Source organism: Fodinibius sp. AD559 (assembly GCF_052712805.1).
In genome coordinates this window covers 167,498-190,500 of sequence record NZ_JBQPVW010000005.1, presented here as the reverse complement: position 1 = coordinate 190,500, position 23,003 = coordinate 167,498, and the positions used below count along the sequence as shown (strand labels likewise).

The window sequence follows — 23,003 nt, the reverse complement described above, 5'->3', positions numbered from 1 at the left end:
CCTTTTAATGTTTTATTCAGCAGTTTCATCTTTTTGTTTGCTAACCAGCTTGGAGACTAACTCTTTATACGAATCGCGCTGTTTTTTCTCTTTACGCTCTATTTTTCGCTGATGTTCCTCACTCAATCCCTTATACAAGCTGTAACACATCAATAGTAGGATAAATAGAAACGGAAGCCCTGTGGTTATAGAAGCCGTTTGCAAGGCATTTAATCCTCCTCCAATAAGCAACACGGCTGCTACCGCTCCCTCGGTCTGTGCCCAAAATATACGCTGACCGACGGGTGCATCCAGCTTTCCACCACTCGTTAAGCTGTCAATAACCAGCGATCCTGAGTCTGATGAGGTTACGAAAAAACTCATTATCAAAATGATGGCAACGATGGAAGTTACAAATCCTAAAGGAAATTGCTCGAGCAATACAAAAAGTGCAGTTGCCACATTCTCTTCAACTGCAGATCCTATATTGCCTATTCCCTGCATTTCCAAATTTATGGCCGTTCCACCGAATGCCGCAAGCCACAAAAAGGTAACAATGCTCGGAGCTATAAGCACGCCCAGCACAAACTCTTTCACCGTTCTTCCTTTGGATATTCGGGCAATAAACATACCTACATAGGGAGACCATGAAACCCACCACGCCCAGTAGAAAACAGTCCACCCGTTTTGCCAGGTTGATCCCTCATAAGTTTCCGTCCAAAAACTATAGGTTAAAATATTATTAGCATAATGTCCGAGATTTTGAACAAAAGAATCCATGATGTAGATGGTGGGACCAACAATCATCATAAAAACCAAAAACAAGACCGCAATGCGAATATTCGCTTCGCTGAGTACGCGCACCCCTTTATCGATCCCTAAAACAACTGAACCTGTAGCTATCATTGTAATTCCTACAATTAATCCAACCTGTAACCAGACCGTATCGGGAAAAGCAAAAAGGTGATTCAAGCCGGCACTCACCTGTTTTACACCAAGCCCGAGTGAGGTAGCCAAACCGAATAGAGTAGCCAATACAGCCAGTGTATCAATAACATCACCAATCCATCCTTCGATTCGATCGCCGAGAATGGGATAAAAAACCGATCGGAATGAAAGTGGCAGCCCCCGGTTAAACGCAAAAAAGGCTAATGAAAGTGCGACGATGGCATATATGCCCCAGGCATGAAATCCCCAGTGCAGGTACGTCAGACTCATTGCCTGTCGAGCCGCTTCCACCGTTTCGCCCTCTGCCATAGGCGGACTCAAAAAATGGTAGATGGGCTCGGCTACACTCCAGAACATGATCCCAATTCCCATTCCGGCGCTAAAGAGCATGGCAAACCATGCCATAGTGCTAAATTCCGGTTTGGCATCGGCACCTCCAATCCGGATGCTCCCAAAACGACTAAAGGCTATGGCAAGCGAAAATATCAGAAAAGCATTTACTGATAAAATAAAGAGCCATCCCATGTTATTTGAAATATAACTCTGGACGCCCTCAAACACCGTTTGGGCCTGCTCTCCCATCGCCAAGGTGGTTACAATCATAGTGAGGATCAGAACAACGGATGGCCAAAAGACGGGCTTATGAACCTCGAAATATTTTTTAATACCCTCTTGCTCGGATTTCTCTTCTGTATCCTCTGATCGTAAGCTCATTAAAATACTTTTAATTAAGTATTATCAAGTCTGCACTGATCCCTGCTACCCTACTAAATCTGAATAGGAAATAAAACGTTCAGTATTAAAGAAATCAATTAGCTGGCGGCTACCAATAAAAAAGGGATATGGAACGAACCATATCCCTGATTTTACAGAAAAAAGTTACTTACAGATTCACTTTACTTTCTCTTTTGGGATCTAAATCGTAAAGCGACGAGACCGTTGCCTGCACGGTTTTATACCAGTCGTTGCCGTACTTGTCGTTAATCTCATAAAAGTCGGAAAAATCGGGCTTACGCACCTTCATCTTCCATTCTTGGTTTTTGGCTTTGTATACGGGATCCACATGCAAGAGCTGATGAAATACCACCATTTCACGAGTCTTTTGATCAAGCATATCCCACATTTCGCCGGAAATTTCGATGAGGTAATTGTGTCCGGAATAATACTCTACTTCCCGGGATGCTTTTTTGCATTTGGCGGCTTTGTATTTCGAAAGGTTTGGATATACCAAAAAATACCCGATTGAGGCAGGACCAAAGTCAAGGCTTTCCCGCTCGATCACTGTTTCCGCAATTTTGGCTATTTCAGGAGACTCCATTAATTGCTTGTTACTATGGGCAACGGTATCTCCGGGCTTCAAAAAATCATTGTCTTTCATAGACGTACATCTTCTATTTTAAATTCAGAATTTCGTGGCTCCCAAAGGTATGATTCTGTGGCCATCTTTTCATCCATTTTCAGACATAATTCGTCGCAGGTAATCAATCTGTCCCAAGTGATAATTCAAGTGTCCATATAAATGGATCAAAAAACCTCTTGTTGTTGCCTCAAAAGGCACTTCCATTGGATATTCAGCGTCAATTTCTTCATCCTCAATATCGTCATAAATAGTCGCCAATGTATGCTTTAGATCTTCTATATTTGAGATAAGATCTTCTTTCGGGGTGAGTATATTTTTGAATTCACGTTCCCTATCCCTTTCATATCCTGTATTTCCAAGCCCTTCACCAACAAAGTGATTTATATTACCTGTCAGGTGCTGTGCCAGTACACCAATACTGTTGGTTATACCCTCCGGTGTTTTCCAGAGCATTTCTTCAGGTGTATCTCGAAGATTCTCAATGAGACGATTCAAATCACGTTGAAAAAGTGCATTAAGATCTTGTTGGAACGAGCTCATACCGTGAGAGTGCCTTTTTAAGGTTTAATTTTCAAGTTGATAACTTTCTCACCCATTGGATGGGTAAAAGAAGCCAGCTTTCCATCTATTGGATGGCAAAACCAGCCATCCGATGGTATTATTCTTCCAATTGACAATTGGGGCAAAAATAAATTTTACGGCCTCCATTTTTCTCCTCTTTTATTATTGAACCACATTTGTGACAACGGTCATCTGTTCGCTTGTAAACAAAATGCCGATATTCATCATAAGTGGCATTCTCGCGCTTTAGTGCTTCAACAATTTCAGGATCATTGGTTATACCGCCCGTTTCATATGACCGCGTAGTAAGCTTGAATGTAGCTTTAGCAAGCGCTTCTTTTTGTTTATCAGAATATGCGCGCAATTTCTTGCGGGGGTTCACCTTAGCATAAAACATAATTTCACTGCGCAGGTAATTACCAATTCCACTCACAAATCCCTGATCCAGCAGTAAGGTCGTCAGCTTCCTATTCTTAAACTCATCAGACTGATACTGCCTCAGAACATCCTCATACGTAGTATCCGGGTGCAGCACATCTGGACCCAACTTTTTGATATACGAATGCTGATCCACCTCTTCCCTATCCAACATCTCAATATCGGATGCCGAATAAAGATAGGCCGACTTTTTGCCGTTGTGGATAGCTACCCGTAACGATCGGTTGGTATCGGGTTGCTCACCGGAATCACTCACCATCCACTTTCCATACAGTTGATTATGGCTATACATGACCTTGTTATTCCCAAAAAAAGTAAGCAGGGCTTTACCGCGAGCCTCAACATTTTCCACAGATTGTCCTTTAAGCTTTGCTTCGTAATCCTTTAATTCATCAAAAGCGAAATAAAGCTCTTTTGTCGGTCGATCCTTCAGGGCTTTGGTTAATGAATCAGCAGTTCTCCAAATTTCTGGTCCTTCTGGCATAAAAATTATTTTATCTATTTAAATTTTATTGTTTTACAACTTTAAGCTTTAAATCGTTCATAAACTATGGTCAGAACCATGATCGCCATTGCAGCAGGATATTTTTCCATTGCTGCGCTTAATAGTTTTATACATGTCATTACTTCGATCTATTTTAGAGCTGATATTACGCTCACGGGCATTAGTCATTTACCATCGACCCAATGGATCATAGGAGTAACCTTTTTACAATTTGCATTCGGCCTTTTTGGGGGATTGCTCGCCACCACCATTGCCAAAAATGCCTCCAAAGTTATCCTGGGATTTATTTTAACGATGGTAGCGGTCTCGCTCATCAACTACTCCATGATGCCCGATAGTGAACCACTGTGGTATCTGATCACAGCACCCATATTAACCATAAGCGGCATATATATGGGATACCGCCTCCAAACGCAAGAATCAAAAACAACGTCCAATGAAGAATAGTAACCTCATTCTCGTTTTCGTACTCGCGGTAGTTTTTATGGGATGTAATTCATCCCCTAAGAGCGCTACGCAATTTTCAAATCCTGCTTCACAAAACAGTGTTTATCCATACCTGTATAGTACCAATAATCAACTATATATGAGCTGGATTACGAATAATAGTGATGAAACCCATTCCCTCAATTACGCCTCGTATTCAAACGACGAGTGGAGTGCTCCAAAAACAATCGCCACCGATTCAACTTGGTTTGTAAACTGGGCCGACTTCCCTTCCATTATTGCCAATAACGATGGTCCTGTTGCAGCCCATTGGTTGAACAAAAAACCGGGCGGACCTTATGCTTACGATGTTAACATTTCAGCTACAGATAAGTCCGGCCATTGGAATCAGGCTTTAGTGCCTCATAACGACGACACACCTACCGAACACGGATTTGTATCAATGGTTCCGTGGGGCGAAGATACATTCTTAGTCGTTTGGCTGGACGGACGAAAAACGGACGGACGATCTGGTGAGGAATACTATAACCTGGATTATGCAATGACGTTACGCGGGGCGCTTATCGATCGCGATGGGAACATACAAGAACGATTTCTAATAGATGATGCAGTTTGCGACTGCTGTCCAACTTCACTCATCAAAACATCCGAAGGAGCTATTGTCGCCTATCGAAATCGTACCGATAATGAAATTCGAGATATTTATACCAGTCGATTTAACGGAGAGGAATGGACCAGTCCCAAAGCTGTTTATAACGACGGCTGGGAAATTGGAGCTTGTCCGGTAAACGGTCCCATGCTGGCTGCAGAGGACTCATTGGTGACCATTGCATGGCATACAGGCGCAAATGATAATCCCACTGCTAAATATGCCTATTCTGTCGATAGCGGAACAACGTTCAGTGAACCGGTCATACTTAATGACAGTACCTCGCTGGGTCGCGTAGATGCTGAAATATACAAGGGTATTTCTTACCTGTCTTGGTTGGAGAAAGGGAAAAACAAAGCACTGCTAAAAGTTGCTTCTTTTAACGGGGGAAATCAGATTAATCAATCTAAGACCGTTGCAAAACTTAGTGAATCCCGAAGAACCGGTTATCCTCAAATGGAACAAATGGGTAATGCCTTATTTTTTGCATGGACACAATCTGATAGTACGGGAACAAAGGTAATTACACAGAAAATGTCCCTTACCCCTTAAGACAAGTTATCAATTTTTTCTGGCCCTTTATCCCGCCACTCAGACAGTTGGTCTAAAATATCCTGACGGACCTGATTCGTAAGTTCTCGAATGTCAGTTTTCTCCAACCCCTCTGTTGAGATGGGATCAAGCACCTTTAACTTAATATGCTTGGCTACGCCGAACTTCCAGCTGCGTTTGGGCAACGTATTTTGAGTTCCGTCGATAACCATTGGTAAAATGGGTATTTCTTCTCGGATAGCAAGATCAAAAGCACCGGCTTTAAAACGATTCAATTTACCATTTCGCGATCGCGTACCCTCCGGAAAAAATATTACAGAACAGTCGTGACTAAGGTAATATATTGCTTGTTTAAAGGTATGCTCTCTACGGTCAGGCGCCTTCCGATCTACCGCAATATCGCCTGCAAGTTTCATCATCCATCCAATAACCGGTGTATCAAAAAGTTCTTTTTTGGCCACCCATTTCATCTCCCAGGGCAGATTCGAAATTAAGGGAATATCGGCCTGTGACAGATGGTTGCAGACCATTACATAAGGCCTGCGATCATCAATATTTTCATACCCCGTGATGGTAATCTGCCAGTTGGGATTTATCTTAGAAATGTACTTTCCCAGTTTCCGAAACAGTTTTCCTGTTCTATATCGAGCCGGATCTCGGTCAAATAATCGACTTACCGTCAGTAGAGGCAACCATATCAAAATAAGGATCACAATCCCTATCCAAATTGCAATTGATTTAACAGTCGATAACATAAAAGTTGTTAATATCCATAATTACAGAACGTTTTACAAAGATCCTATTCTTTCACTCGCTGGCTTTTGGGCACAATATTTTTGGGTATCTGCCATTCCAGTAATGGATTATCAGTTTTCAACTGGTAGTGTCCGGAACTACCGTCAAGCATATAGATTTCTATCCGGTCTGCATTTGCAAGTAACGGCATAGCTACATAAAAATCGATCTCCGGATTACTATTATTAGCGGCAGAGATTCCAATCCTCTCAAAATTAATCTTTTGCAATACATTGCTATCATCAAAGATATGCGCTTGATAACGGCCCTGTTGGCGGGATCTCACGAATGTATTATCCCGCACCTGATAATCGACAACATTTAACAACCCATCACTATCACTCAAAGCCAATAACAGCGTTTGGGAGGAAGATTGTTTATCCTGAGAACAACCTAAAAGTAAGGTTAGAATCAGAATCGAAATAAAATGTAATGGCCACTTCATATCCCACTATAACTTTGGGATAAGACTTTTGATAACACCCCATATACCCTTGGCAGGTTTTAGGGATTTCTTATTTCGGGAAACAGCCTTCTCAATAATTTCGGGCTGGAAAATATCCTCCTCTTGTTCCGCTTCCCGGATATGTTTGGGAATACTTATATTTTTGCCCGACCGTGCTGAATCATTTTTCTTGGGAGAACTTTTCTTATTCCCCGGCTTCCCATTCTCTGATTTTTTCTGCCTTTGTGACCTTCCTTTTGAACCACTCGGACGAGGTTTACGTTCTTTTTTCTGCTTAGGCTTCTGTTTGGACTCTTGTTTTTCGGGATCTTCAGTTTCTTTTTTCTGTTTTTTAGTCTGCTTGTCTTTCTTCTTTTCAGACTCTTTGGCGAACTTGCTTTCTTCCCTTGAAACAGGTTTTTTCTTTTTTTTCTCTTTCTTCTCCTGCTGCTTTGATTCTTGTCGAGATTCTTTTTTGGGAGTACGCTCTTTTTTCTCCTTTACCTTCGGAGAGCTTTCGTCCGGAATTTCCTTGACTGTTAGCTGATCACCTACGACATTCTTAATGGCATGGTAATACTTTTTGTCTTTATTACTTACAAACGTAATAGCCGTCCCCTCTTTATCATAACGACCCGTTCTACCAATCCGGTGAATATAATCTTCGGGATTATTTGGTACATCAAAGTTGACAATAAGTGACACATCGTCAATATCAATACCCCGCGATAGCACATCGGTGGCAACCATTACAGGATGCGTCTTGTTTTTAAATAGACGCAGGGCTTCGTTTCGCTCCTGCTGATCACGATCACCATGCATACTTACAGCATTTACGCCCCGCTTCTTGAGCATCCGTTCCACTTCATCAGTCCCGCGTTTAGTTGCACAAAATACAATAGCCGTTTTATACTTATCCGCATCAAAAAGCTGTTCAAAGAGAGAAAGTTTCTTTTTGGGATGTACAAAGTAGATCTGCTGATCAACGCTGTCGGCCGGTTTAGATACCTCAAACTCTACTTCTACAGGATCTACCATCACCTGATCAACGACTTTTTGTACCTCCTCAACCATAGTAGCTGAGAAAAGCATTGTTTGACGCTCTTTGGGGAGCTGTTCTACAATTTTCATCACATCAGGTAAAAACCCCATATCAAGCATTCGATCGGCTTCATCCAAGACGAGGTACTCCAGCCCACTGAAATCAAGGTTGAGCACATTCATTTGATCAATCAACCGACCGGGCGTGGCTACAATAATATCAACACCTGCCCGAATGGCTTTTACCTGTGTACCGTAATCACTGCCACCGGTTACCGTCGCAGATGTGATTCCCGTATGATATCCCAACGCAAAAATCTGTTCTTCAATCTGCTGGGCAAGCTCACGGGTTGGCGATAAGATAAGCGCTTGCGTATCATCAGATTTATTCTGTGTAATTTTCTGCAGCAACGGGATAACAAAGGCTCCTGTTTTCCCTGTTCCTGTCTGTGCCGCCCCGATAACATCTTTACCGTCTAAAATAAGTGGGATACATTCTTCCTGAATGGGTGTAGGCTCGCTGTATCGCAAATCCTTTAATCCCATCATGAGCTCATTGCTCAAATCAAACTTCTCGAAACTCAATATGCTTTCTTTTAATTTCTAATTACGTTGATATAGTATTCTTTTCAATAAGAAGCCCTAAGATACGATTTTCTAAGCAATTCACTTAACAGAGTCTGTAATTTTTTAAAAGGTAAAATTTAGATAACTTCGAACTCTATTCAGAAATTCATAACAAGAATTAACCTCTACGAATATTTATGAAGTATACAACTTATATTTTTTGTTTTCTTTTGGCCGGTGCCCTTGCCTTTTCCGGTTGTAATTCCAGTTCGGGAGATGTATCTCTCGAAACCGAGGCTGATAGTTTAAGCTATAGCTTAGGCTTCCAAAACGGACAATTCATGGCCGAAAGCGGCATGAGTGATAATATTGATCCGGAACTGGTAAAAGCCGGATTAGAACAAGCCCTGAATGAGCAAGAAGGACTACTTTCTGATATGGAAATGAAACAGGCCATTCAAAAATTCCAAATCAAGGCACGCCAACAAGCTCAGCAAAAGAAAATTGAGGAGAGCAAGGGTAATAAAAAAGAAGGAGAAGAATTCCTGGCCGAAAATAAAAATAAAGAAGGCGTACAGGTAACCGAAAGCGGTCTGCAATACAAAGTTCTTGAGGAAGGGACTGGCAAATCACCAAGCAAAGGAGACCAGGTACGAGTTGATTATGAAGGCACGCTGATAGACGGAACGGTATTTGACAGTTCCTACGAACGAGGGGAACCTGCTACATTCCCTTTAAATCGTGTTATCCCGGGATGGACCGAGGGACTGCAACTGATGAAAGAAGGCGCGAAATATAAATTCTTTATTCCCGGAGATTTAGCATATGGACAAAATCCTCCCCCCGGAAGTTCTATCGGTACGGATGAAACACTAATTTTTGAAGTCGAACTTCTTGAAGTTAATCCCGAAGATACTTCAGGAGAATAAACTACTTTTTTACTTACTACTTTAAAGCCTGGCAGGGCCAAGCAACCTGTCAGGCTTTTCTATTTTCCCTATTCCAATCCTGATCCAATGAGTTCAAACAGCTCTTTCTTATCAACATTAAAGCGGTTGTTATAATCGTTTACACTTCGATTAATAACTTCTTTTGCTTCTTTTTGATTGTAAATATGCGTGATCTCTACTTCCCTTTTCTCATCACTAAAGGGACGCTGTTTATACGTCAGGAAATAATGAGATAGTCGTTCTACGATATGGTTGGGAACGTCTTGAATATCTTTCATGCCTCCAAAAGAAGCATCGCCTTTCATCACGGCAATAATCTTATCATCGGCCTCTTCCCCGTCAATCATACGAAATCCCCCAACCGGAATAGCATCAAGAATGATGTTGCCGTGAGGAATATTGCGTTCCGTAATCACACAAATATCCAGTGGATCCTGATCACCTTCAATATCATCTCTCCCCGTCTTTTGCATACAATATTTTCCCACAAGCTCATCACATAATGTCTGGGGGATAAATCCATACGGCATTGGACAAATATTTGAAAATCTTTGGGGGCGATCGACTTTCAAATAACCACTGTCTTTATCCAACTCATATTTCATCGTATCTCCGGGCACAATCTCGATAAAAACTTTTACGACATCAGGATTTTCTTCTCCTATATCAATACCGTGCCAGGGATGTGGCTTTGAAAACAGTTTTGATAGCTTTAAGAAACGGCGAATATTTGAACGTTTCATGGCCTTAATTTTAAATTGATTTGAATATCGAAAGATATGAAAAATTAATGGCTAAGAAGAGCAAAAAAATAAACAGGACCGGGATCAACCGGTCCTGTTTTGTACGTTGGCTTTTCGGGGTACAAATCAATGGTTACAATAGATAAGTAACCAGGGATCAGTATGTTCAATAGTTATTACTCAAAAGAATCGGCTTTGTTCCGATCTTTTTTATTAATTATTGAGATGTGATAACGATCAGATTACCTATTTATTAGGGCCTAAAGGCATCCTTTTTATGACCAAAGATAGTCTTTTAAACCCGATGAGCGGCGAATTTTCTTTTGTATCCCTTTTCTAAGTGTTGGCTTTTCACCCATGATAGTAATTTTTGTGCGTGCCCTCGTAATAGCCGTATATAAAAGTTCTCTGTTCACTACTTTTGAAATTGTTCGCGGTAATACGAGCATCACTTCATAAAATTCCGATCCCTGGCTTTTATGGACGGTCAGTGCATAGGCGGTATTGTGGGTAGGCAGCCTGCTGGGCATTATCCCCCGAACCTCCCCTTCATTCTTAAAAAAAATCTTCAAGTCCCCATTCTGATCAGGAAAACAGACTCCGGTATCCCCGTTGAACAACTCCAGCGTATAATCATTGGTGTTAATAATAACCGGTTTTCCGGGATACCATTGCGCATATTTGGGGATTATAGAATGATCTTGGAGTATATCTTCAACAAGTTTGTTCAGATGTACAATCCCCCAGGGCCCTTTACGATGAGCGGCTAAAATACCAAACTGATTAAACTTTTCAACGGCCTCGCGCGGATTTTCAGATTCCAAAATATCTTGAAAATACTTTGGAATCTTCTGTTCTAAAACGGACTCCAGTTCGCCGCTATCAACAATGCTCTCAAATATAGCATCCTCAATATCAGTTGACTCAAGTAGTGATAAAGTACGATCAACATTCCCATCGTTAATTTCTTTGCTCAATCGAGCAATACCACTGTCTGACGAAAACCGATAACTCTTGGTAAGTAATGTAATATTATCAGTCAGTGATCTGGGGTCATCAACTACAAATTCATCCGAAATATTAAGCGATAAGGTATTTAGCCAGTCGGTATAATTTTCGGAAAACTGATTCCCATCCATATCACAAATATCACCGAGCACCGATCCCGCTTCCACCGAGGCCAACTGATCTTTATCCCCTAATAATAAAAGTCTCGTATCGTCGAGCAACGCTTCTACGAGCTTACTCATCAACGCCTGGTCAACCATCGAGGCTTCATCCACAACTACCAGATCGTATGGGATTGGATTGTCGGCATTATACTTAAACTCTGAACTGTAGCGGCGGGCACCCAGTAGCTGATGAAGAGTTTGAGCCTTTTCTGGGATCGCTTCTCGAATTTCTTTAGAAACATCCAGCCCCTCTTTAGCGCTAATAATCGAGTCTTGCAGACGGGCTGCCGCCTTACCTGTTGGTGCCGCCAAAGCAATATGTAGCTTTTTGTCTCTGTCCTGATACTGCTCAAGAATCAATGCCAGCACGCGAACCACCGTTGAGGTTTTCCCTGTTCCGGGTCCGCCTGAAATAATGGAGAGGTTATTGCGAATCGAAGTTGCTGCCGCTACCTGCTGCCAGTCCTGTTTTTGAGATGAATCAGAAAAAAGGCGACTCAACCCATCCCGCAATAGCGATTCGTCAATATTGTCATCCTGCCGACGGCTTCGTTCTATCAATTCCTTGGCAAGCGTGCGTTCGTAATGCCATAGTTTATGCATGTATAGGCGATCTCCATCATCCAGGATCAACGGCTTATAATCACCCGGTTTGCCAACAGCAGAACATTCCGCCAAGGCCAAACGCCATGGATCCAAGGCCGGGGCTTTTAGTGTTGTCTCTACCCGTTCATCATCAAAGATAGGTTCACCGGCATACTCATCCAGCGGTAAACAAACGTGCCCCTGCTGGTACAGGTGACTAACCAAACAAGCCGCTATTAAAATTTTTGGGGAAATATTCGAGTGGCGCTCTTTGAGGAAACGACATAGCTCCAGATCAATGGGACGAATAATTTCCTTTTGACGAAGCTGATCCAGCTTCTGTATTGTATTATCCATCGCTCCCTCCCTTTATATATTCATTCAGTGTAATAATCACCTGTTCATCGGGGCGATCAAAGAATATGCCTTCACTATCCTCTTTGTTCATGCCTCGTAAAAAGAGATAGAAAGCACCTCCAAAATGCTTGTTATAGGAATAGCCAGGCACCCTTTTCTTCAAAAATCGGTGGAGTGCCACTGTATAGATATGATACTGCAGATCGTAAGACGCTTCCCGCATCTCTTTCTGCAATTCATCTTGATGATAATCAGTTATCGTATCTCCAAGATAATTCGTTTTGTAATCCAAAAGATAATATTTCCCATCAAACTCAAAAGTTAGATCGATAAACCCTTTTAAAAAACCGGAGGCCGCCCTGCCCTTATTTTCCCAATGCGGGGCCGCACCATTTCGAATTATAGATAATAGATTACGGGTTTCGATCTCCTCATTTTGATAATAGAATTCCATCTCCGGAATTTGGCTGTCTTTTACAACAGATAAGCTGAGTCCTTTGATATCTTGATGGAGTGACTTATGCAACACTAAGTCAAGCATTTCAGAAACGGTATTTTCCCATTCCAGATCTATACCGTTCAGCTGCAATTGATTGGTGATTACCTCATGTTTGTCCTCTGAGTTAGAAAAATAATTTTCAAAAATGTTATGGATACACGTCCCCGGCTGCGGTCCTTTTGGGAAAGTAAACATTGTTTTTTTCTCAGGCTGATCAGTGGCCGGCTCCTCCAGTTCCCCATAATCCGTGAACTGATCATAATCAGGTACATCAGGATCATCTTCCTCCATCCAGCTGCTCAGCGACGAGAAGCTTGACACCTCATAACTCGTTGTAATAGGTGTCACTCTATCGAACCTGCGGACGGATAATTGCAGATCATTTTTAGTATCAAAAAGATCCGACTGCTTATTTAATGACTCGGTCAGCGGTGGAGTATCCATCGTAAAAAGAGACGGATAATCTTCACACAATCGCTTTATTTCACTTTCAAACTGCTGATATCCAACTGCATTATAACTTTGCTCAATGGTTTCCTTTAACAGATCATCACATTTTTCCGGATCACTCAACAGATGGCCAAGTGGTGAAAACTCCGATCTTTTTGCATACGCCCAACTCAAATAGCAACAGTGCTCAGCCCGGGTCATAGCCACATATGCCAGGCGAAGGCTCTCCGCCAGCTCTTCGCGTGCTACAAGTAATCGCTTTTCATTACGGTCACTGTCGAACTTACCATTCAGATCCAAATATGTTCGTTCAAAATCATGCGGATCGTGATAGACCAGTGGTTTTCCCTGATCCTGATAGCGGGGACCATACCACAAAAACGGGCAGAACACAATGGGATATTCCAGTCCTTTACTCCGGTGCATGGTCACAATTTTCACCAATTCCTGGTCGCTTTCCAGTCGCAGCTGTTCTTCATCACGATCGCCGGATTCCTCCTTTCTTTTACGAGCCAACCACTTCACCAAGCTTCTCATTCCCTCCTTTTGCTGTTGGGCCTCAGCCTGCATCAGCTCGCCCAGATGCAGCAAGTTGGTAACCTTGCGCTCTCCAACAGGATACCCGATGAGATGTTCAGATATATTTGCCTCTTTAATCACGGAGCGAAACATCGGTGAAAATCCTTTTTCCTGCCAAATTCTGTGCCATTCAGCAAACTGATCCAATATTGAAACCCACTGCTCTTCATCCTCTTTTAAATCGATAAGATCATTTGCACTGTATGAGACCAATGGCATCGCAAGTGCTGTTGTAATAAGGTTCTCATTAGTCGGCTCAGTTACGGCTTTGAGAAATATTTCGAGCTGATGTGCTTCCTCACTTTCAAAAACACTTTCCTGACTATACTGTACACTTTTGATTCCTTTTTCACGTAGCACCTCACTCATCAGGGCGGCCTGTTTGTGCGTCCTCACCAAAACAGCGATATCTTTTGCCTCAACTTTCTTTTCCCCAATAATAGCTTCTTCGACTTTCCCCTCTTCAATCAATCGGTAAATTTCCTGGGCGGTATCTTCAGCCGCCAGCTCTGCCGCTTCTTTTTTATTAAACTGATCTCTTTCACCCAGGGCTATGTTGCGAAATCGAATGGGGGGATGGGATTCTCCATGCTCTAATAACTCATTATAGTGATCTGCATCCATACCAGGCTCCACCGTATCATATGAGATACGATCAAGTATAAACGGATTATCGTGCTCCCCAAAAAGTGTATTGAATCCCTCCAAAAGCTTCGGCACCGAGCGAAAATTGCGTCCCAAATCATACGTATTTTCTCCGGGGGCATCACGCTTTGCTTTCAAATAGGAAAACACATCTGCCCCTCGAAAACTGTATATCGACTGTTTGGGATCACCAATCATAAAAAGTGCCGACTCAGGTTGGTCCGCAAAAATCCGGCTAAATATCTCATACTGGCTCGGATCAGTATCCTGAAATTCATCAACCATGGCTATGGGATACTTTTCTCTCAGCTTATCAGACAATATATCCCCGTGATCACCATCTACGAGGGCATTACGCAGCCGCAGCAACAGATCATCATAGGATAAGACCTGCAGATCCTCTTTTTTCTGCTCGAGTTCATCCCACAAATACTCTATAAGGTTTTTCTTAAATGTTGTTTCAAATCCCAATACCGAATCCAACATCGATAAATATTCCTCAGTCAGATCGAAAAAGGGATGAGAAGGAATCTCATCATATCCTTTATTGAGATTCTCTTCCAGCATTGATCTGCTAAAGTTTGCAAACTGATCAAATGGCTTGATTGTAACAAATTCAGACGATAAAAAATCATCCATATACTCAAACCAGCTTGCTAAATAGTCCTTGCGATATTTTCGACCATTTAGCGAATCTGATAGCAACAACGATAAAATTTCCTCGCGGTTGCTCAACCAGCTATCCTGTAACTTTTTAAATATCGCATGGAGCTCCTGCAGTGTACCTTCTATCTCAGAAACGGATGGTATATTTTCAGGAAGAACCTTCAGGTAAGGTTTACCGAGATGTGGACCCAGCTCTTTTGCCAACTTTTCGGGTTCGTATCCGTTATCCAACAGCAAGTTGAACAGCGGCTGTTTGTTAGGATGTTCCGATACCTCGGCCACCCAATTCCGCCAATAATCATCCACCGCCTCGAGCACCAGCTCAGAATCATCCCCGATAAGCTCTGCGTCATACATCGCCCGGCTTTCAAATGCCTGTTCCTGCAGGGCCTGGTAGCAAAATCCGTGGATGGTATATACAGCTGACTCATCAAACGATCGTATTGCCTTTTCCAGTTGTTCAATCGCATGATCTCTTTCATCCGTATGGTGAAGCAATTCATGAAGAAACTGATCCTGTTTGTTAGCCACTTCTCCATTTTTGAGTACCGAAACAGCCTCACGCATCCGTTGTAATAGACGATCTTTTAGCTCCTTGGTAGCGGCTTCGGTATACGTTACAACCAGAATTTTACTAACCGGAATTTCCTGCTCAATCAGCGCTCGAATGTACAGCGAGGTAATATTATAAGTTTTTCCCGTACCGGCACTGGCCTCAATGAGATTAATGCCTGAAAACGATATTTCAAACGGCTGAAGTTCTTTCATTTTAGGCTCCCTCCTCTACGATAGCGTTAAAGAACGGTGCCCAAAACTGTTCGGCAGCCGACTTAAAGGCTTGCTGCTGCAAGGGATTTACGGAACCGAGCAGTAATTTATTATAGGGATCTTCTCCCTCACCGGGATAGGAACCATAGTCCCGAATCCATTTGTTGCCGGCCTTATTTAGCCCCGATTCCGGATCTCCATTTTTGTAACAGATCTCCTCCGCATAAGCAAATGTGGATTCTGGAAAAAAGTAGCTGCACTGCTGTAACCCCTGCCAATACATTTCCAGCAGCTGCTCCAAAATCACCTCGTAATCTTCTATTATTCCTAACTGGTATTCCACAAAATCTTTTCGCTTGTGACGCGTAAATAATCGGCTAATTCCGGGATGTCCCTCAGGTTTTACAGCTTGCAGGCAGAGATGCTTAATCCATAAATCAATTACGTCCTTTGGACGCATGCTCCCAAAACGATAGGCTATGCGTGCATTCTCGTAAATATCTGACAACCTTCCCGATAGCCGAAATTCTCCGATATGTAAATCCACTTCCTTATCTTCCATTTGCTGCTGATCAAGAATCCAATTCAAATTCTCACCGAATTCCCGAACCTCTTTGAGTCGTTTTTGGAAAGCGCGCTCTCCACTCCACCCTTGGGGTAACATATCTTTAGCCTGTATATTTTTTTGATACGACTCCAGCGGTTTTTCCTTGAAAAACCGATCTAACAACTCCTGACCAACTTTATAATTACTTAAACCTTCAAGCGTAAACGGCTCGCGTTCTTCCGTTAATACCTCTTCTTCCTTTAAATATACACCCAGCCGGTTTTGCAAAAGAAACCTGGCCGGGTGCTGAAAAAAGCCGACCAGATCTCTAACAGAAAGATGTTTCCTATCTTCATCAGGTTCGGGAAGAGCCTCATCCATAAACAATGCTGTATTGGAATTCTCATCTGCAAGGTTACGGCTTATCTTGAGCTGAGAACTCGAGTAACTAAGCAGATTTTCCTCGCTATAATAGGCGGGACTAAAAGCCTGTAAAGGGTGTTTGTGGATGATATCATCAGTATTGAGGTCATAGTATTCCTCAAGGTAATCGAGAAACTCCCTCAGCACTACCGATGAGGGAAAATCCGTATCCTGACGATTACTTTGTCCCACATAGCTAAAATAAATATGACTGCGGGCCGAGAGTAAATTTTCCAAAAACAGGTATCGGTCTTGCTCCGACTGTACCGGATCTCCGGTCTGTGTATCCAAATGCATCAGATCAAATTCAATGGGGATTTTGGAGCGCGGAAAAGCGCCTTCGCCCATCCCGATCATTCCAATCACGTTAAAGGGGATACTCCGCATCGGCATCAGCGAACTGAAGGTAACCCCACGACCAATGCGTCCCCCACCGGTAGACTGTTGCTGTAACTGCTCCCCAAGCCAGCGACGTACAACCGAAAACGGAATGTTATGATTGTATCCGGCCAATGATACGTATTCGGTCAACGTATTAAATCCTTCCCTGATGGTGGATAGCTCCCAAAAGTAATCCTGATTATCCGGAAGAAAGTTATTAGTGATCTCATTTAATACTTCACGCCACTCTTCCGGTTTTCGGGGCGTATCCGTACGATTGGAAATAGAAAACAGCTTGTTGAGGAAAAATGACATTTTTCCGGCCAAATTTGCATCATCGGAAGTCTCCACTTCATGATAAGCATAAATATCGTCGTAGAGGTGATCATCCGACGAACGCATGGCATACCCCAGAAGTATACGGCGCAGGCCTGCACGCCACGTAAAATGATCGCTCTCGGGCAGATCCAGATCCTTTTTGTCCTTTCCGTCTATACCCCAGCGGATTTGATTATCGCCCACCCATTGCTCAATACGGTTCAACTCATTTTCAGTAAATCCAAAAGCTTCCCGAATAGGACTGCTATCCAGCAAATCAAGTACATCAGTGACTTTAAAACGGCTCTCGCTAAGCTCCAAAATCTTTAAGAAAGTATCGGTAGCAGGTTCATATCCACTTACGGCACGATCTGCAATGGTATATGGGATTTCCGGCTGACCTTCATCCGGAGTGGCAAATACAGCTTCAATAAACGGAGCATACGTTTCGATATCAGGCGTCATAATCAGGATTTCATCGGGGGTCAACTCCGGGTTTTCATCTAACAGAGCCAGCAGCTGATCGTAAAGTACCTCAACCTCCCGCATGGGGCTGTGACAATTGTGTACCTGTATGGATTGATCAACAGGTGGAACCGACAATTTATGTCCAGAAAGGGAATCATCATTCTTTAAATCAGACTGAACGGCAGTAAATAAAGAGGGCTCAGATGGGTTTGAATCACCAGCAAATTTAACATCCAAATTAATAGAATCAGAAAATATGGACACAAAATTCGCTCCCTCCTTACCCAGTGACTGCAGTAATGGATTTTTGAACTGCTCCGCTTCTTTAATACCAGGATCAACGGAGAGATGATAGAAATGGATCTCCGTCAGTTTTGAGAGTTTGGTCATTGTTTCGATAAAAGCCGGAGAAACGGATGAAACACCAAATACCGTAATGCGATCGGGCAGCTCATCTGCAGGCAAATGATCTTCCTCGATAGCTTGCCAAAGCTGCTGTTGTAATTTAGCCCGGCGAAGATGTGATCCCTTGTAATTTTCTTGCCAATGACTTATCAATCTTCTCCACAGTTTAGACTGCCATTTTTCGGCCTCTACACTTTGAGTACTTAGCTTTCGTTGCTCCCAGTCCAGTATCATTTGCGGACGATAAATCAGGTACTGGTCAAAGACATCAGCTATTTTAGAAGCCAGCTTCCAACTGCGCATTGAACGCCGATCAGGATCTTCCTCCTCGATGTAATGACGCAAATTTTTAAATTCAGCTAAAAACTGCTCATCCTCAAAAAGCTCCATCAGTGTCCAAGTCATGGGGCCACGATCGGACGGTAAGGTTTGCGGAATATCATCATCCAACAATCGGATAAGACTCCAGATGCGTTCGGAGGGAAATTCAAACTTCAGATTGGCGGCAATACCCTCTTTTTTGGCCATTCGCAACGAAAGCCACTGGCCAATTCCGTGATTTTGTACTACAAATACTTCTTGTGCCAGCGGATCTGAGAGCAGATCTTCATCCAACTCCCGAAACAGCCGGTCTGCCAGTTTTTCCAGTTTAGTACCGTAATAAAATTTGAGCATTATGCCTCACTTGATCGGGTCACTGCCATAATTCAAGAAGTTTCAAAAACTAAAAAAACCGAACAAAAGTAAATAGAACTTTTCTATATATAGTCGCTATTAATTCCCATGATAACATTGTGGTTGTTAGCTGTAAATACCTAATCCTCTAAACGTTCCAAATAATCCCGAATACGGTGCGCGTTAACTCCGATATCGCCGCGCCCAATACGCGAAACCGAACGGACATCAATCCTGCTCCGATCAGCTGTTTCGGCCGTATCTATCCGGATCACGACATCATCAATAAAACCAAACCACGGTAACTTGTCATAGGCCTCAATAATTCCTTTGTCTTTATCTGATGTGACAATCTTCTCCCACGGCATCTTTTCTGCAGCTGTTAGCGCGCGATCAAAAGCTTCACCATATTCCTGCTCCAAATACAATGTTTTAATATTGGGATAGGCCTCCCGCTGCAGATCAGCTTTTTCCTGATCACCATAAGTCGTATCATTCGGAGCATCAGCCCTCAACGGTACGATATTGCGGAATTCCGGCGGGTTCTCAATATCGGTGCTAATATCGTGAATAGGCGGATATTTTTGCGCTTCAGTGAACCAATAGCCCAGTGTTCCCATCACAGCTATGCTTAATACTACCCCGACAAAAGTAATACCTGCTCCTTTGACGTCCGGATTATTTTGACGCGTAAACCCAAAAAACAGGGACAGTGAAAATCCGATCAGTGCTAATACCCCACTACCGGGCAACAGCCAGGTAAAAGCAGTACCCAAACCCCACCAATTCCATTGGTACCCGTATCCAGAAAGAGCTAATACCAACGCTGCTCCAACCCCAAATCCGAAACTTGTCCATGCCCACGTTGACGTTTTTTGTTTGTCCATATTCTCAATAATGTTTTCTGATTAATGTTGTGCTTTACCCATAGTTATTTGAGCGTATCTGCATTTTTGAACTGTACCAACACAACGGCTGCCAACACCAAAAGCATTCCCACAACCTGAAAAGCAGTTAATACATCGTTAAATACGAAAACCCCCAACAAAGTAGCAACCAAAGGTTCCACCGTTGCTGCTATAGAGGCTCGGCCACTTTCCACCATCGAAAGCCCCATCGTATACAGATAATAGGCTAAAGCAGTCGGAAAAAATCCAAGTCCCAATATATTCATCCATACATGAGTAGATTGCAGATCGGACGTTGAAATAGCTATCCCGCTGACAGGCAACATCACGGCCGAAGCAAATACAAAAGTGTATGTTATAACGGTGAGCGGGTGATATTTTTTGAGCGCATGCTTACCAAAAATGCTGTAGAGCGCATAACCAAAACCGGAACCCAATCCCACCGATATTCCATACCATGAAACGTGCTCGATGCCGATGGGAAAGACTTTCACAACAAGTACACACCCCAACAGTGTTAGAACAAGAGCTCCCACTTTGCGAGATGTCATCGGTTCTTTAAAGAAAAAACGAGATAAGATCACTACAAAAGCGGGTCCGGTATATAACAGGAGAACAGCGACAGAAAGCGAAACCTCCTCAATAGCTGTAAAATAGGCCCAGTTGAAAAAGACGATACTAAAAATACCCGTCCCGATGAAGCTCATAGAATCTTTGAGATCAATTTTTAGCAGCTCGGTATTTTTGAGTACTACAAACAAAACCAGCATTACAGAAGCACTTACAACACGAAGCGTTACAATTTGAAAAGCCGAAAATCCGGCCTGAGACAGTTCCTCAATAAATAATCCGATAATGCCCCATAAGGCGGCACCGAGAAAAACATAAATGTAGGCCAAACGGTGTTTTGAATCAGACAATAGTTTCAAAAAATTTGGTCGTTGCACAAAGTTGCACGGAGGATACACAGAGTTTTACGAAGAAACCAGATATCATTCGAACACAACAAAAACAATGGTTCGTATATTTGATAAGATGCTCACCCAATCTCAAAAAAATTGTGCAGTCAGTTGCAATTATTGATTAACTACTGCATGTTAGGCTTTCTAAATAAGAGTTGAACAAGATATATATTCTCCGAACTGCTTAATGATCGAACCACAGCAACAAATTACTGAATCCGAAGCGCTCACTCTTTATAAAAACCTCCTTCTTCCCCGCCGTATAGAGGAGCGCATGCTCAAGCTGCTGAGACAAAATAAAATCAGCAAGTGGTTTTCCGGAATGGGGCAAGAAGCTATTTCGGTGGGTGTTACCTCCGCCCTTTCTGCCGAGGATTACCTGCTGCCCATGCACCGAAACCTGGGACTCTTTACCACCCGAGGCGTCGATTTATACACACTTTTTTGTCAGCTTTTGGGTAAGGCCGACGGTTTTACCGGCGGACGTGATCGATCGTTTCACTTTGGCGTGCCCGAAAAGCGGATTGTGGGTATGATCTCTCATCTTGCCGCTACCATGCCCGTTGCTGATGGGTTAGCCTTAGCTTCTAAACTGCGCGAGGAGAACTTTGTTGCCGCGAGCTTTTGCGGAGATGGCGGGACCAGCGAGGGGGAATTTCATGAGGCGTTAAACTTAGCCGCCGTCTGGGAACTTCCGGCTATTTTTATCATCGAAAACAACGGGTATGGACTATCTACGCCCACCAGCGAACAGTACGCCTGTGACGATCTGGTCGATCGCGCCCAAGGGTACGGCATGCGCGGAGTAAAAATTGACGGTAATGACATTTTCGCAGTGATGGATGCAGTATCCGAAGCCAAAGATCATGCACTGAACGAAGGACCCACTTTTATCGAAGCTAAAACCTTCCGCATGCGGGGACATGAGGAGGCCTCGGGCACGTTTTACGTCCCTGATGAGAAATTCGAAAAATGGAAAGAAAAAGATCCCATTGATCGCTTTGCCCGCTGGCTCAAATCCGAAGGGATTGTTTCAGGAGATGATGAGCTCGATAAAATTCAAGATGAAATTGACGACCATTTTTTGCCGGAATTAGATCGGGCACTGGAGGCTAAAAATCCTGTCTTTAACCAAGATACCGAAGAAGATCGCCTATTTTCTCCGGTTACTTTGCCTGAAAAAACTGCCAAAGATGACACCTCATCCGAGAAGCGCTTTGTAGATGCCATTCAATTTTCATTACGACAGGCATTTGAGGAGGATGACGGATTTATCATTATGGGACAAGATATTGCCGAATACGGAGGGGTATTTAAGATTACCGAAGGATTTCTAGAACAGTTTGGGAAAGACCGTATTCGAAATACGCCCATTATTGAAGCCGGTGCTTTGGGTTCTGCTCTGGGACTGGCGTTAGAAGGATTTAAACCGGTAGTTGAAATGCAGTTTGCCGATTTTATCTCCTGTGGATTCAACCAGATTATCAACAATATTGCCAAGGGGCAGTATCGCTGGATGCCTCCCCTCAATATTACGATTCGGGCACCGCACGGTGCGGGGGTCGGAGCCGGTCCTTTCCACTCAGAATCCCCCGAGGGCTGGTTTATGCAGCATCCGGGACTCAAGATTGTAGTGCCATCATCAGTAAAAGATGCACAAAATTTACTGTATAGCGCCCTCTATGACCCTAATCCCGTACTTTTTTTCGAGCATAAAAAACTTTATCGCAGTATTCGTGATACCACTCCCAACCACTGTATCCCCGAAGAACTCGGGAAAGCGAAAGTAGTCCGCAAAGGGACCGATGCCACCATAATCACCTATGGAATGGGAGTCCACTGGGCACAGGAAATTGCAAACGAGCACTCCTCACGGGGAACAAACCTTGAAATTGTTGATCTACGCTGCCTGGCTCCTCTTGATTTAGAAACCGTTAAACAGTCAGTCGCCAAAACCAACAAAGTACTACTCCTGCAAGAGCCCTCTACCACGCTGGGACCTATGAGTGAACTTTCATCTCTGATCTCCGAGGAATGCTTCAAAGAGTTGGATGCTCCGATCATGCGCTGCTCCTCACTGGATATGCCCGTGCCTTTTAGTCCCGATCTTGAAAAACATTACCTGGCGGATAGCAGATTACAAGATACGTTGGAGAAACTATTAGCTTATTGATTTTTTAGTGATAATTTAGGTTCTAAAAGCTCACCTCAATAA

At 43.1% G+C, this 23,003-nt stretch carries 17 protein-coding genes; 4 read left to right on the top strand and 13 right to left on the bottom strand.

The genetic code is table 11. The annotated features are described in order from the left end of the window. Positions 1–12: 12 nt before the first annotated feature. The 4 genes from ACQ4LT_RS10990 to nei form a co-directional block, all read right to left on the bottom strand. Positions 13–1,641 carry a BCCT family transporter gene (locus ACQ4LT_RS10990; protein WP_445666095.1) on the bottom strand — a complete coding sequence of 543 codons (1,629 nt, stop codon included), beginning with the start codon at positions 1,639–1,641 and terminating at the stop codon, positions 13–15. A gap of 169 nt (positions 1,642–1,810) precedes the next feature. Continuing rightward, the gene (locus tag ACQ4LT_RS10985; protein WP_445666094.1) at positions 1,811–2,305 is read right to left on the bottom strand and encodes a putative metallopeptidase; all 495 of its coding nucleotides are present in this window, start codon (positions 2,303–2,305) and stop codon (positions 1,811–1,813) included. 69 nt (positions 2,306–2,374) lie between these two features. Next, positions 2,375–2,827, bottom strand: coding sequence for a DinB family protein (locus tag ACQ4LT_RS10980; RefSeq protein WP_445666093.1), 453 nt, complete (start codon positions 2,825–2,827; stop codon positions 2,375–2,377). 118 nt (positions 2,828–2,945) lie between these two features. Beyond that, positions 2,946–3,770, bottom strand: coding sequence for an endonuclease VIII (gene nei / locus ACQ4LT_RS10975; protein ID WP_445666092.1), 825 nt, complete (start codon positions 3,768–3,770; stop codon positions 2,946–2,948). A 66-nt stretch (positions 3,771–3,836) separates the two neighbouring features. Here nei and ACQ4LT_RS10970 point away from each other — a divergent pair, with 66 nt between their 5' ends. Both ACQ4LT_RS10970 and ACQ4LT_RS10965 read left to right on the top strand, forming a co-directional pair. Further along, on the top strand, positions 3,837–4,238 hold the full coding sequence (locus ACQ4LT_RS10970; RefSeq protein WP_445666091.1) for a hypothetical protein: 402 nt from the start codon (positions 3,837–3,839) through the stop codon (positions 4,236–4,238). After that, a complete protein-coding gene (locus ACQ4LT_RS10965) occupies positions 4,228–5,439 on the top strand; it encodes a sialidase family protein (protein ID WP_445666090.1) in 1,212 nt (403 codons plus the stop codon). Before ACQ4LT_RS10970 ends, ACQ4LT_RS10965 begins: the two co-directional genes overlap by 11 nt. Here ACQ4LT_RS10965 and ACQ4LT_RS10960 read toward each other — a convergent pair. From ACQ4LT_RS10960 to ACQ4LT_RS10950, 3 genes are read right to left on the bottom strand one after another with little or no spacing between them, the layout of a single operon-like run. Beyond that, positions 5,436–6,194, bottom strand: a complete 759-nt coding sequence (locus ACQ4LT_RS10960) for a lysophospholipid acyltransferase family protein (RefSeq protein WP_445666089.1) — start codon at positions 6,192–6,194, stop codon at positions 5,436–5,438. The two genes, ACQ4LT_RS10965 and ACQ4LT_RS10960, sit on opposite strands and share 4 nt — an antisense overlap. Positions 6,195–6,238: 44 nt before the next feature. Further along, positions 6,239–6,679: a hypothetical protein gene (locus ACQ4LT_RS10955; protein WP_445666088.1), complete on the bottom strand. Its 441-nt coding sequence runs from the start codon at positions 6,677–6,679 to the stop codon at positions 6,239–6,241. 6 nt (positions 6,680–6,685) lie between these two features. After that, positions 6,686–8,305: a DEAD/DEAH box helicase gene (locus tag ACQ4LT_RS10950; protein WP_445666087.1), complete on the bottom strand. Its 1,620-nt coding sequence runs from the start codon at positions 8,303–8,305 to the stop codon at positions 6,686–6,688. 179 nt (positions 8,306–8,484) lie between these two features. Between ACQ4LT_RS10950 and ACQ4LT_RS10945 the strand changes: the two genes are divergently transcribed. Beyond that, positions 8,485–9,216: an FKBP-type peptidyl-prolyl cis-trans isomerase gene (locus ACQ4LT_RS10945; RefSeq protein ID WP_445666086.1), complete on the top strand. Its 732-nt coding sequence runs from the start codon at positions 8,485–8,487 to the stop codon at positions 9,214–9,216. Positions 9,217–9,284: 68 nt separating this feature from the next. Here the strand turns inward: ACQ4LT_RS10945 and ACQ4LT_RS10940 are convergent, their stop codons facing one another. From ACQ4LT_RS10940 to ACQ4LT_RS10915, 6 genes are all read right to left on the bottom strand, one after another. Continuing rightward, positions 9,285–9,980, bottom strand: a complete 696-nt coding sequence (locus ACQ4LT_RS10940; RefSeq protein WP_445666085.1) for an inorganic pyrophosphatase — start codon at positions 9,978–9,980, stop codon at positions 9,285–9,287. Between the two features lie 275 nt (positions 9,981–10,255). Then, a complete protein-coding gene (gene recD / locus ACQ4LT_RS10935; RefSeq protein WP_445666084.1) occupies positions 10,256–12,094 on the bottom strand; it encodes an exodeoxyribonuclease V subunit alpha in 1,839 nt (612 codons plus the stop codon). Next, positions 12,087–15,701 carry an exodeoxyribonuclease V subunit beta gene (gene recB / locus ACQ4LT_RS10930; RefSeq protein ID WP_445666083.1) on the bottom strand — a complete coding sequence of 1,205 codons (3,615 nt, stop codon included), beginning with the start codon at positions 15,699–15,701 and terminating at the stop codon, positions 12,087–12,089. Before recB ends, recD begins: the two co-directional genes overlap by 8 nt. A 1-nt stretch (position 15,702) precedes the next feature. Then, positions 15,703–18,918 (bottom strand): exodeoxyribonuclease V subunit gamma, encoded by a 3,216-nt coding sequence (gene recC, locus ACQ4LT_RS10925; protein WP_445666082.1) that lies wholly within the window; start codon positions 18,916–18,918, stop codon positions 15,703–15,705. A gap of 140 nt (positions 18,919–19,058) precedes the next feature. Continuing rightward, entirely contained in the window at positions 19,059–19,805 is a 747-nt protein-coding gene (locus tag ACQ4LT_RS10920) for a DUF1499 domain-containing protein (RefSeq protein ID WP_445666081.1), read from the bottom strand. Positions 19,806–19,849: 44 nt separating this feature from the next. Continuing rightward, a complete protein-coding gene (locus ACQ4LT_RS10915; RefSeq protein WP_445666080.1) occupies positions 19,850–20,746 on the bottom strand; it encodes a DMT family transporter in 897 nt (298 codons plus the stop codon). A 229-nt stretch (positions 20,747–20,975) separates the two neighbouring features. Between ACQ4LT_RS10915 and ACQ4LT_RS10910 the strand changes: the two genes are divergently transcribed. Then, positions 20,976–22,961, top strand: a complete 1,986-nt coding sequence (locus tag ACQ4LT_RS10910; RefSeq protein WP_445666079.1) for an alpha-ketoacid dehydrogenase subunit alpha/beta — start codon at positions 20,976–20,978, stop codon at positions 22,959–22,961. Positions 22,962–23,003: the final 42 nt, after the last annotated feature.